The organism is Oceanobacillus kapialis, from assembly GCF_044790185.1.
Taxonomy (GTDB): domain Bacteria; phylum Bacillota; class Bacilli; order Bacillales; family Amphibacillaceae; genus Oceanobacillus_B; species Oceanobacillus_B kapialis.
Genome location: NZ_CP085256.1, coordinates 1343968 through 1356255 on the forward strand (window position 1 = coordinate 1343968; position 12288 = coordinate 1356255).

At 38.7% G+C, this 12288-nt stretch carries 14 protein-coding genes; 11 read left to right on the top strand and 3 right to left on the bottom strand.

The genetic code is table 11. The annotated features are described in order from the left end of the window. Window positions 1-10: 10 nt before the first annotated feature. The gene (locus LG273_RS07100; RefSeq protein ID WP_404458888.1) at window positions 11-634 is read right to left on the bottom strand and encodes a helix-turn-helix transcriptional regulator; all 624 of its coding nucleotides are present in this window, start codon (window positions 632-634) and stop codon (window positions 11-13) included. A 160-nt stretch (window positions 635-794) separates the two neighbouring features. Between LG273_RS07100 and LG273_RS07105 the strand changes: the two genes are divergently transcribed. Continuing rightward, a complete protein-coding gene (locus LG273_RS07105; protein WP_404458890.1) occupies window positions 795-1415 on the top strand; it encodes a superoxide dismutase in 621 nt (206 codons plus the stop codon). A 78-nt stretch (window positions 1416-1493) separates the two neighbouring features. Further along, window positions 1494-2036 carry an NADPH-dependent FMN reductase gene (locus LG273_RS07110; protein WP_379561233.1) on the top strand — a complete coding sequence of 181 codons (543 nt, stop codon included), beginning with the start codon at window positions 1494-1496 and terminating at the stop codon, window positions 2034-2036. Between the two features lie 283 nt (window positions 2037-2319). On the opposite strand, the gene LG273_RS07115 is transcribed toward LG273_RS07110, so the two are convergent. Beyond that, window positions 2320-2946 (bottom strand): metal-dependent hydrolase, encoded by a 627-nt coding sequence (locus LG273_RS07115; RefSeq protein WP_404458892.1) that lies wholly within the window; start codon window positions 2944-2946, stop codon window positions 2320-2322. A 151-nt stretch (window positions 2947-3097) separates the two neighbouring features. On the opposite strand from LG273_RS07115, the gene LG273_RS07120 reads away from it, so the two are divergent. The 3 genes from LG273_RS07120 (at window position 3098) to LG273_RS07130 (ending at window position 5098) form a co-directional block, all read left to right on the top strand. Beyond that, window positions 3098-3766, top strand: coding sequence for a sirohydrochlorin chelatase (locus LG273_RS07120; RefSeq protein WP_404458894.1), 669 nt, complete (start codon window positions 3098-3100; stop codon window positions 3764-3766). A 2-nt stretch (window positions 3767-3768) separates the two neighbouring features. Then, window positions 3769-4206 carry an antibiotic biosynthesis monooxygenase family protein gene (locus LG273_RS07125; RefSeq protein ID WP_379561237.1) on the top strand — a complete coding sequence of 146 codons (438 nt, stop codon included), beginning with the start codon at window positions 3769-3771 and terminating at the stop codon, window positions 4204-4206. Window positions 4207-4306: 100 nt separating this feature from the next. Further along, entirely contained in the window at window positions 4307-5098 is a 792-nt protein-coding gene (locus LG273_RS07130) for a PAS domain-containing protein (RefSeq protein WP_404458896.1), read from the top strand. Window positions 5099-5323: 225 nt separating this feature from the next. Here LG273_RS07130 and LG273_RS07135 read toward each other — a convergent pair whose 3' ends face one another. Continuing rightward, window positions 5324-6244 carry a MerR family transcriptional regulator gene (locus LG273_RS07135; protein WP_404458898.1) on the bottom strand — a complete coding sequence of 307 codons (921 nt, stop codon included), beginning with the start codon at window positions 6242-6244 and terminating at the stop codon, window positions 5324-5326. Between the two features lie 241 nt (window positions 6245-6485). On the opposite strand from LG273_RS07135, the gene LG273_RS07140 reads away from it, so the two are divergent. The 6 genes from LG273_RS07140 (at window position 6486) to LG273_RS07165 (ending at window position 12104) form a co-directional block, all read left to right on the top strand. After that, on the top strand, window positions 6486-8015 hold the full coding sequence (locus tag LG273_RS07140) for a phytoene desaturase family protein (RefSeq protein WP_404458900.1): 1530 nt from the start codon (window positions 6486-6488) through the stop codon (window positions 8013-8015). Window positions 8016-8030: 15 nt separating this feature from the next. Continuing rightward, window positions 8031-8903 (top strand): phytoene/squalene synthase family protein, encoded by an 873-nt coding sequence (locus LG273_RS07145; RefSeq protein WP_379561241.1) that lies wholly within the window; start codon window positions 8031-8033, stop codon window positions 8901-8903. Window positions 8904-8916: 13 nt separating this feature from the next. Next, window positions 8917-10422: a phytoene desaturase family protein gene (locus tag LG273_RS07150; RefSeq protein ID WP_404458902.1), complete on the top strand. Its 1506-nt coding sequence runs from the start codon at window positions 8917-8919 to the stop codon at window positions 10420-10422. 44 nt (window positions 10423-10466) lie between these two features. Beyond that, entirely contained in the window at window positions 10467-10895 is a 429-nt protein-coding gene (locus tag LG273_RS07155) for a glycosyltransferase family 2 protein (protein ID WP_404458904.1), read from the top strand. A 252-nt stretch (window positions 10896-11147) separates the two neighbouring features. Further along, window positions 11148-11588 (top strand): hypothetical protein, encoded by a 441-nt coding sequence (locus LG273_RS07160; protein WP_404458906.1) that lies wholly within the window; start codon window positions 11148-11150, stop codon window positions 11586-11588. Window positions 11589-11606: 18 nt separating this feature from the next. Next, entirely contained in the window at window positions 11607-12104 is a 498-nt protein-coding gene (locus LG273_RS07165) for a glycosyl-4,4'-diaponeurosporenoate acyltransferase (protein WP_404458907.1), read from the top strand. Window positions 12105-12288 lie beyond the last annotated feature (184 nt).

A 12288-nucleotide genomic window follows, 5' to 3' on the forward strand; every position in this document is an offset into this window, starting at 1 on the left:
TGGAGGGGAGTTAGAAGCTAATTTGAAACCTGCAATGGTTATTCCCCTCCGTTTTACAGCTTGTCCGCGTAACATGCTCTGTTTGTAAAACATTTTTAAACATGTTTGTTTCACACTTGCATGCTACTTTATATTCCTTGGCAACCGCCATAATCGGGCAATTATATTCGATGAGCTCATAAGAGTTATCATCTAGATGATTGATTTCAGCCATATAGCCCTTTTCTTCCTGAATTTCTTTAATTTCCCTCATTCGTTCCTGCGGAGATTTTTTTTGCATGCGTATTGTGTATTCTTTTGTTAGGCGTTTTTCACGGTTGCGGAAAAGCTGTTCAACAGAAGCGATACCATGGATTGTTTCAATATCTTGCAAAAATTCTACACTTAATCCTTCATAGCTTTTGGGGAAAAGTAATTCACCTTTTTCTGAGAGAGAATAGCTAACGACTGGTCTTCCCATTGGTTGTTTTCTCTCTTCAGTAGTAATTAACCCATCTTTTTGCATAACAGAAAGGTGCTTTCTAACTGCCATGTCGGTGATTTGCAATTCTCTCAATAGGTCTCCAACAGTCATTTGAACTTCTTTTTTTAAAAGATCAAGAATTTTATCCTTTGTAGTTTTTTGCTGCCTCATGTTAACCCCTTCTTCCCTTTTAAATGTGATCCTAAATAACTCCCTATGCTTTCGAGCATTTAAGTTGCACTGCAAATTTGGATAAGGTAACCTTTACTTAAACTTATTATACTTTATAGTATAAAAAGTATAAACTAATTTGACTAGGGAGGAACAATTCATGAGTAAATTTGAATTACCTGAATTACCTTATGCACTAAATGCATTAGAACCTTATATTGATGCAAAAACGATGGAAATCCATCACGGAAAGCATCATCAAACATATGTAACAAAACTTAATGGAGCGTTGGAGGGCCACAAGGGCCTTCAAGAGAAATCTTTAGAAGCATTGCTGTCAGATTTGGAAGCACTGCCTAGTGAAATTCGTACTGCAGTAAGAAATAATGGTGGAGGGCACCTAAACCACTCTCTATTCTGGGAAATTATTGCACCATCAAAAGAGGCGGCAGCTCCCGAAGGCAAGCTTGCAGAAGCTATGGAAGCAGCTTTTGGCAGTATCAGCAGTTTTGAGCAAAAATTTGCAGATGCTGCAACTACTCGTTTTGGTTCTGGTTGGGCTTGGCTTGTAGTAAATGAAAATAACGAACTTGAAGTTACAAGCACACCAAATCAGGATAGCCCTGTTATGGAAGGTCAAACACCAATTCTTGGTTTAGATGTATGGGAACATGCTTATTACTTAAATTATCAAAATAGAAGACCAGAATACATTGAAAACTTCTTTAATATCATTGATTGGCAGAAGGTAGCCGAGAAGTTTGAAGCGGCTACAAAATAAACATACAATAGAATAAGGTGTTCACGAACGCCTTATTCTCTACATATGCTTTACATGAAACGAGGGGGAGGGGTCCAGTTGAAACTTGTAGGAATATCTGGTTCTGTCGTAGGTGATAAAACATCCCAAGCCGTACATGATGTTCTAATGGCAGCAAAGTCGTTTGACTCATCGCTTGAGACAGAATTAATTGATCTGAAGGAATATGATATAGAAATTGTACGGGGCTTTCCGTTAGTAAGCTATAATCAAGACACTTGGGATGTAGTAAACAAAATTACATCAGCAGATGCTCTAGTATTTGGATCGCCGATTTATCAGGCTTCGATTTCTGGAGTGCTAAAAAATTTGTTTGATCACTTACCTGTAGATGCTTTTAAATCAAAAGTAACTGGAATGGTTACGACAGGAGGGGTGGAGAAGCATTTTCTTGTCTCTGAATATCAACTAAAGCCAATTCTTTCGTATTTAAAAGGCATGGTTCCAACGTACAGTGTGTTCGTGCATAATGATGATTTTAATGATGATAATGAAATTACAAATAAGCTTGTTAATGAACGAATTACAAAGCTATCTCAGGAAATGCTTCAACTTCATAAAGCTATTAATCAAAATAACTAAAGGTCAAGGGTTGCGACATAACGCTCCTCCGCTTTTAATAGTGGAAAGAAGTACATTGTTAAAGTGTGATCTAAACACAAAAATAAATAACTATCCGGACGTATCCGATCATATTTTGAAATGATTCGGATGATGTCCGTTTTTTGTATTCTATTTTATGTCACATCAAAAGTTGCAAAGGAAGAGAATAAGTGGCGCACAGTAGAGGGAGTCGCACACTGAAGAGAATAAGCCGCACGTCAATCCAATAAATAGTGTACCTTCCTTTGTTTATTACAATGTCTCATACTTCCTTTGAGGAAAAGGGTAGAAAAAGTTTGATTCCTCTCTTGTTAAAAGGAAGAAGTTTGCTGTCTGCAACTAGATGGCTTATATAACCAGCAAGGCAGGTGCTATGTATACCAGGTAGAGCAAATGACAACTCCAAACGATATGCGATATACCCAACAAATATTACGCCAATAGCCGAATGAGTATAGGATCTGTGTGCCACTACAGAAGCAATGAGTATATACACGCCAAGTAATAAGAGCCACATTTCTTGTAAGGACAGGCCAACTGCCATTACAGCAATCCCGGTAAGAAGAAGCATATGTTTTTGTTTAAGAAAAGAAGCTAAAATGAGAAGTAAAACCCCAATCCCTAGTCCAATAAACTGATTTGTACCGTCGCCCTCATAAATGCTATAAGTAATCATTAGAATCCCAATCAGCTGCGCAATCGTACGAAACATTTTGTGGGATAGGGTGATTCTTCCACGTAGTTTTCCATCAATATCGAGATCAGGAAGTAAGCCTGCTATTGTCCCTATACTCACGAGTAGTAGTGTTTCAGTGGGTGTGACTGTATGGGTATTTGCCACAATAAATCCTGCTCCGGCTCCTACAGCAGCATGTGCCGTTCCGTTCATATAAATAGTCCCTTCTTTCTTTAGCTTGTAACTGACTCAATTAGCCCCTAGAAAACCTATGAGGAGCAAACGAGCCTCAAATAGTATACAATAAAATGTATGTTCTGTTTAGGGGTTTAAACAGAAAAATAGTAAGAAAGGGGACAAGCAGTTGAAACACATTACAATTATTATCTATCATGGCTCCCCGAATGAAGAAAAGAACAAAAGTTTTCTTAGGATGATTGAACGCCTCCAAACAGAGCTGCATAATAAGGTAGTGGGGTGCTTTTTAGAATTTGGTTCGCCTCTGTGGAAAGATACTTGGTGTACCTACTCTAAAGGTTACCAATTGACAATTCTGCCACTCATTTTTTTGAGAGGAAAGCATTATGAAGAAGACATAATAGGTAAAGAATTAGAAGTAAATCCATCAGTGAACCTGCTCTCCCCTTTGGTAGAAGATAGCCTATTTCGGGATTATATCCAACAAAACTATCGAATAAAAGGGCCTTTGGTATTGGCAGCACATGGATCGGATCACAATACGGCTGGCGAAGCTCTGTCTAAAATGGCTCGGGAACTGTCTGTAAGTGCCAGTACTCCGTGTATGTCTGTTCTCCTGGTAGATAAAAATTCCACCAATAAACTAGCAGATTTTCACCAAGAGTTTGGAAGTTTTTCTGTTATACCTTTTACATTTGGAAAAGGAAAAGTATATCAAGAAATAAAAGAGCTTCCTAACACTGGCATCTCCTTTCATATGTTAGAACCTCTATCCTTTAATAAGGTGATTGAACGGTATATACTAGAGAAAATGACGTTGAAGGAAGGTAGTTAGAAATGAACATTGCGCTACAATATTTGGAAGGAGAAGAATCTTTATTTTTATCCAACAAGGGAAACAAAGTTTATATTGATGAAAAAGAATATGAAATTATAGATGAATCTGGTGCGCTAAAGGAAGATGCCATACATGTATTCAATTACGTTTCTGTTAATCCCGCCTCCAGGGAAAGATTTGAGAAACGTTTTCTTAACCGGCCTAAACTAATTGAGAAAGAAAAAGGCTTTTTGTCCATCCGAGTATTACGTCCCCTAACCGATAACACGTTTCTAATTTTAACCCAATGGGAAACTGTAAAAGCATTTCAAGATTGGCAGGGGTCTAAAGCATATCAGCATGCTCACAAAAAAAGAGGGACCAAAGAAGGATTAGATCAGGAAAAAGGTGTGCTAAGCGAAAAGCCCTACCACCTTCTTTTTAAGACTAAAAAATAGGAATCATTACGTATAGTCTATGAGAATTATAGACAATTCTAAAATTGTTCGATAAGATGGAAGGTAATAAGTAGCAACTATTATAGAGGTGAAACCGAGCGTGACGAAAAATATCCAAAGCAGGCATTATTTAATAGAACGTGCACTGAATTACACAGGAGTTGGCCTAATTATCACAGACCCAACAATGAAAGATAATCCAATTGTTTTTGCAAATCAGGGATTTTATAATTTAACCGGCTATCAAGAAAGTGAAATCATAGGGGAGAATTGTCGCTTTTTACAAGGCGAAGAAACGGATGAAGCAAGTTTACAGGAAATTCGTGATGCAATTATAGCTGAACAGCCTGTAAAGGTTCAGCTATACAATTATAAAAAAGATGGTACCGGTTTTTGGAATGAACTCTCCATTGACCCTATGTGGGTGGAGGAAGATCAAAGAACCTATTTTGTAGGCGTGCAAAAAGATGTTACAAAAGATAAAGAGAATGAGCGACAGCTAGAAGAGCACTTAAAGGAAATAGAGCGGATTTCCACTCCGATTGTACCAGTGCGAGATGACGCTTCTGTTCTTCCTTTAATTGGCACGATGGAAGAAGAACGGCTCGATACTATTATGAAATCAGTATCAAGTTATTTGGAGGAATCTGATCAAGATTATTTAATTATTGATCTCTCAGGTTTATACGAAGTGGATAATAATACGGTTGCTCGATTTCTAAAAATACACCAATTTATCTCTCTGATGGGAAAACAATTACTTGTTGCAGGGATTCGGCCGGATATGGCAGTGCAAACTGCAACGATTCAGGATAAATTCAGAAATATGAAGACGTTTAAGAGTGTGCAAACGGCATTGGAATATATCGTCCGGGTTGCCGGTGATAAATAATTATAGTGAGAACCTCCATTTAAAAAGTGGAGGTTCTCTTTTTTTATCATGTTGGGCACGTTCATTTTAAGTATGTTCCTGTGTAAGCTTGCACATTTGTCTTTCATTTATCTCGTCTTATCTGGAAGGAAAACCCCGGGGCTCGACTTCCAGTAAGGGTCCGGTTCGTTCGACTAACATTTGGGGGAGAGAGGGAACCCCAAACCGAATGAAATCTACATTATTTTAAGAACTGGGAAAAGACGTACCAACTAAAGGCTCTAATGTAATAACCTCTTTAATTGAATTCGTTAAAGTTAGGTGTTGAAGTTGCTTGCCCGTTGCAAAAGTCACAGCACCATAACCACCAAGATAAAAGTGAATCTCAGGGTGTTTTCCCGCAAAGCTGTCTAACATTCCAAGCAGGCTAGGATTTTGTTCGAAAGGGATGCTCGTCGTTGCTGATAATAGCACTTTACGGGGCCTTAACCCCCGAACAAGCGACTCTATAGACCCAGGTGCTGGCGAGGCTCCGACTAGCTTAGTTTTCCATCCTTTCAGCAAGCACTCTAAAAGAATAATATGAACAGGTATTTCATGTTGTTCCCCTGGTAGACAAGCACCAAGAATTAGTGGCGCTGTTTCTGGATAGTGGAAGCTGCGGCGGATTTCTATTAGGAAGTCACGAATGACCAGACTAACAATAGATTCCTGAAAGGCTTCCCATTCCCCCCGTTCCCAGCGATTACCTACTTCTATAAGGAAAGGGATAACTATTTCTTTGAGGAAATGCTCCATCCCATAATAGTGATAGGATTGTCTTAATGCCTGATTAAGCCCAGCCTCGTCACACCTCTTCCCCTTTTCTATTAAATCCAATATAAAAAAGTCTAGATTCTTTTCTCTAGAATTATAATAATTTCTCTCCATTTCACTATGAACGTTGTTTACTGCTTCTTGTAATGTATAGCCTTGTTTTTGATAGGCCTTTATTTTAATTAATTTTTTTATGTCTTCTTGGTTGTAGACTCTGTATCCATTTTCCTTCCTTTTAGGGGTAAGAGAACAGTACCTGTCTTCCCACTTGCGAATTACTTGCCTGGATAACCCTGTTAGCTCAGCTGCTTCTTTTATGTAGTATTCCTTCTTTTTTTGTGTAATGCGCATGTTTATCATCCTTTCAAGTGAAAAGTGTCTAATGTTTTAATAACAAAGGTTAGACAAGCTTATATAGTACATTCCCAAATTTATATTGTTTGTAACCTGTTTTGCTCGGGTATAGAAGGATACAAGCAAGATAACACAAAGTTATATAACATTGTACAACGTAGTAGAAATACTACTTCACATAGCTTCTTAAGTTCAATGGTTGGCGATGGATGTAACTGAAGAACAGGGAGAGAAAAAAATGGAAAAGAAGCGCGTTATTGTCATTGGAGCAGGGGTTGCTGGTCTTGCTAGCGCCATTCGCTTACAGCATGAAGGGTATCAAGTAGCACTGTATGAAAAAGAAGCAATACCTGGTGGGAAAATGCACAAAATTGAAAAGGATGGTTATCAGTTTGATTTAGGACCTAGTATTGTAATGATGCCTGAATTGTATCGTGAAGTTTTTGAGCTTACTGGAAGAAATCCCGAAGATTATATTCCGATGGAAAGGCTTGACCCGATGTATTCCGTATTTTTCGGAGATAACGCTGATGAACGTTATGATATATCCTCAGACTTAATTGAGCTTATGCAAACACTAGAAGAAATTAGTGATGAAGATGCAGATGGCTTTCTAACTTATTTACAAAAAATTTATGAACGATTTTTAGTAGCTAAGAAGCATTTTATACAGCGGCCTTTTCGTAAGGCGACTGATTTTTATAACCCTTTTATGCTCAGACAGGCATTAAAATTAAAGACCTTTGACAGTGCGGATCGCTTTATCGGGAAATATATAAAAAATGAGCGACTTAAACAGATGATTAGCTTTCAAACCTTATATATTGGTGTCTCTCCCTTTAACGGCCCGTCGTTATATACCATGATACCTATGATCGAAATGCTTTACGGTGTCTGGTTTATAAAAGGTGGTATGCATACGATGGCTACCGCTATGGAGCGACTCTTCCTGGAACTTGGGGGCTCTGTACACTATAATAGCACAGTTGATGAAGTGATAATTGAAGATAAGGTTGCAAAAGGTATAAGATTGGGCAATCAAGTTATCTATTCTGACTTTGTAATGTGTAATGCTGACTTTCCTTATGCGATGAAGTATTTAATCCAAGACCCGCAGGCGAAAGGGAAATATACAGATAAGAAGATTGATAGTATGAAATATTCCTGTTCTTGTTTCATTATGTATCTAGGGATGGAGCGGAAGTATGAAACGATTGATCAAGTTCACAATTTTATGTTCAGTGAAGGGTTTGCCGAAAATCTCAATGGAATATTCGAAGGGAAGCTGCTCGAAGATCCCTCTTTTTATGTTTATATAGGGTCTAAGCTTGATCCAACACTTGCACCAGAAGGTAAAGATGGTTTGTATATCCTTGTGCCAGTTTCTGATCTGTCAACCTCAGAATATGAATGGAACGATGAAACAATTGCTTATTATCGTAAGAAGGTACTGGATCGCCTGAAAAAGTTAGATGGCTTTGAGCGAATAGAAGAGGAGATCGTGTCAGAAACGTATATGACACCACCTGACTTTGCGACTAAATTTAATGCATATAATGGAGCTTGTTTTGGATTACAACCAAATCTTGCGCAAAGTAACCATATGCGACCGCAGAGTAAAGCAAAAGATTGCGAAAATCTGTATTTTACAGGTAGCAGTACTCACCCGGGAGCAGGAGTACCAATCGTTTTACTCTCCGCCAAAATTGCAACTGAAGAACTGTTACTTGATGATCGTGGGGAAGAAGCAAAGCATGAAGTTTCATAAACAGGAGGTACTCGCATGAAAGTAAAATATCATGACAAGTTGGAACAAGATTATCATTATTGTGAAGCGATTATCAAGCAACACTCCAGAAGCTTTTATTATGCCTTTAAGCAACTTCCAAAGCAAAAAGCAAGAGCAGTATTCGCTATTTATGCTTTTTGTCGCATGGCTGATGATAGTGTGGATAAAGCTGGTTCTAAAGAAGAACAAGAAAAAGCTATAAATCGATTAAGACATGAATTATATTTATTTGAACAGCACGAGGAAAGAGATACACCTCTATGGCGAGCTCTTCGTGATGTGTTTAATCATTATGATATGTCGTTACAACCTTTTTATGATCAGTTATCTGGCCAAAAAATGGACATCCATTTTCGCTCGCCCTTAACGATGAAAGATGTCGAGGAATATAGTTACTATGTAGCGGGATCAGTAGGGTTGATGTTGTTACCAATCATTGCTTCTGAGGCGAAGGTTGACCTTCGTCACCATTCTGTTAACCTTGGGGTAGCTATGCAGCTAACGAATATGTTACGGGATGTAGGAGAAGATTACTTTCAAAATGGTCGTATTTATCTACCAGCTATGGAACTGAAAAATGAAGGATACTCAGCAGAAGACTTAGACCAATTAACTATTAATGATGGTTTTATTCGGGTATGGGAAAAGATGGCCATCCGTGCTGAGGAATTGTATGATTCTTTTCATGATGCCATCCTTTACTACGATAACGATAGCCAGTTTCCTGTCTTATTGTCGGCTAAGGTATATCGTGGTATTATACAGGCGGTCCGTAATAATCAGTATGATTGTTTGCAACGGCGTAATTATGTTTCCCCAGTTGATATGCAACGTATTTACAGGGCAACAAAAGAAAAAGTTGTTTAAGGAAGGTGCACATATGGCAAATAAGGCATCCGTTTTAATTGTTGGCGGGGGACTTGGAGGGCTCTCTGCAGCAATTTCGCTTGCACAAGAAGGGTATGAAGTAGCTTTATATGAAAAGAACAACCATTTTGGTGGCAAAGTGAACCGTCTAGATCAGGACGGGTTTGGCTTTGACTTAGGTCCATCTATGCTAACAATGCCACATATTTTTGAAACGTTATTTATCAAAAGTGGGCGTAATATGGAAGATTATATACCTATTACTCGACTTGAGCATGAATGGCGTTCATTTTTTCCTGATGGGACAAAGATTGACCTTTATTCCGATTTGGGGAAAATGGTTCAAGAAAACGCTGATTTAACGAAACATGACATGGCTGAGTATCAAAACTTTCTTCACTATGCCCGTGATTTATATAAAATGACAGAGAAAGGCTACTTTGCAGAAGGATTGGATACTACAAAAGAATTAGTGAAGCACCATGGAGTTGTCCATTCGCTTACAGGGTTTGATCTCTTCTCTACAATGTATGAGGCAATAAAAAAACGAATCAGTAATCCTAAATTGCGCAATATGCTAGCTTATTTTATCAAATATGTTGGATCTTCACCCTATGATGCACCCGCTATTTTAAACATGATGATATACATGCAGCATGCACAAGGTGTTTGGTATGTTCCTGGAGGGATGCACAATATTGCTGGTGGAATGGAAAAACTAGCTAGGGAATTAGGGGTAGAGTTACATAAGAACGAGCCTGTTGAAAAGCTGATTAAAAATGAGCGGAATGAGATAATAGCCGCAGAATTAGCAGACGGTTCTCGAAAACGAGCGGATTACTTTATCTCGAATATGGAAGTGATTCCTGCTTATCAGCATTTGTTACAAGAGAGCGAAGCGTTTATCGAAAGATTGGAAAAGCAGTTTGAACCATCCAGTTCTGGATTAGTTCTACACTTGGGGATCAATAGATTGTATCCTCAGCTGGCGCATCACAACTTTTTCTTTTCTGAAAATTTACAGCAGCAAATGAATAAAGTATTCCGGAATCATGAGTTACCTGATGACCCAACGATCTATTTAGTTAATGTGAATAAGACAGACCCTAAGCAAGCTCCTGAAGGTTATGAAAATATTAAGGTACTACCACATATTCCATATAAACAGGATGTGCCATTTGATAAACAGGATTATCTACAATTTCGGGAACGTGTTTTAAACAAGCTGGAAACGATGGGACTAACGGATCTACGTAAACATATTGTGACAGAAGATATGTGGACCCCGGATGATATTGAACGCACCTACGCCTCTCATCGCGGCTCGATATACGGGACGTTATCGGATAAAAAGAAAAATAAGGGTTTTAAACATCCTAAACATAGCGAGAAATACGATAACCTGTATTTTGTTGGTGGTACAGTGAACCCAGGTGGTGGGATGCCAATGGTAACACTAAGCGGGCAGCAGGTGTGCCAAAAGATCGTTAATCGTGATCATAAAGGCACTACAAACTAAGGACGCTTGTAAGAAACCAAAAGACAGTAAAAGTGGAGGTAACTATGTACATTCTATTTATTTGCTGTGTCATCATTATTATATTAGCGATTATTAGTGGTTTCTTAATGTTTTGGAAAGTCCCTTTGCCAACTCTTTATAGTACGAACAAAAATACGAGTGAAATGGTATCTATTATTATTCCTGCCCGCAATGAGGCAAAACGTATTACTCCACTACTTAAATCTTTGCAACTCCAGCAGGGAATACGTTTTGAAACAATTCTAATAGATGATGGCTCTACAGATAAAACAGCGAGTATTGCCACTTCTTACGGGGTAAAGGTTGTACAGAATGATCGCCTGAAAAATGGATGGATAGGAAAGTCTGCAGCTTGCTGGACGGGAGCGAAGCACGCTAATGGTGATTGGCTTCTGTTTTTGGATGCTGACACTCAATTGCAAACTGAAAAAGCTTACAGCAGATTGCCTTAACCTATCAAAGATTAGGAGCTCGGGGGATCTTGTCACTTCAACCATATCATACGATAAGAAGACCTTATGAAAATCTTTCCGCTCTATTTAATATTATTGTAATGGTTGGTATGAGTGTTTTCTCTATATGGAAACACAGGTTAAAGGGTGCTGGAGCATTCGGTCCCTGTATTTTATGTAACAAAGCAGATTATATGAATGTTGGCGGACATGAAGTTATTCGGAATGCTGTTATGGATGATCTCGCACTAGGTGAAGCTTTTAGAGAAGCGGGAGATCCCGTCTATTGTTATGGGGGGGCGAGGTGTAATAAACTTTCGGATGTACCCAGAAGGAATTGGTTCTTTGTGGGAAGGCTGGACAAAAAGTTTTGCCACTGCATCACAAGAAACACATCCACTTGTCACCTTTTTTATTAGTATTTGGATAAGTGGTGCTTTTCTTAGTTTACCGTTCTTCATGCTTGCCGGCTATGCTGGTGGCACTGACTGGACCATTATAGCGACTTTCCTGTATGTTCTATTATTTGGGCAAGTTAGCCTTTTTGCTAGAAGGACAGGGAACTTCTCTTATGTAGTACTAGCTTTCTATCCATTATTATTTTTGTTCTTTACTATCCTGTTTTTCTGGTCTATATATTTAACCCACATACGGAAAACTGTAAGCTGGCGTGGTAGAAAGATTAAGTTATAAAGTGAAGGAGGATACAGAATGCCCCTTGTGGAGCTTTCAGTTCATTGGATTATCCTACTTGATATTGTGGCATGGGCTGTGTTTCATATGGGGATCTCCTTCCTAACTCTTTCCATGCCTGAGAAGTGGTTTGCATCTGATGGTTGGTTGTACAGAATAAAGAAATGGGAAAGAGAGGGGAGGTTATGGCAAGATTTTTTCCGTGTGAAAAGCTGGAAAGGTCTTATTCCCGATGGGTCATCCGTAATGGGAGCAGGTTATAATAAAAAAGAGCTCCCTGGCCGTGACACGACTTCTTTAATTCAATTTATTACAGAGTCGAGACGTGCTGAACTAACGCATTGGCTTTCTATTCTGCCTGCCGGTTTTTTCTTTATTTGGAATCCTTTGTGGGCAAGCTATATCATGGTTATCTATGCCCTTCTATTTAATCTACCGATCATTATAGCACAGCGATACAATCGGGGGCGTTTAGAGAAGTTAGTAGTTTATAGAAATAAGAAGGCCGCGAGATAAATGGTATCTTGTTTTTGACCCTTGAAAGTTAGACATAGTAACCTAACTTTCAAGGGTGTTTTCGATAGATAAGGAAGTATAGAAAATTGGCGGTATGTTTTTTTAGACAGGAACAGCCCCGTCCAGCTACAGCGCCAAGAAACTAGGCGACTTCACGGAATCGCCCTACGATAAGTCATCATCG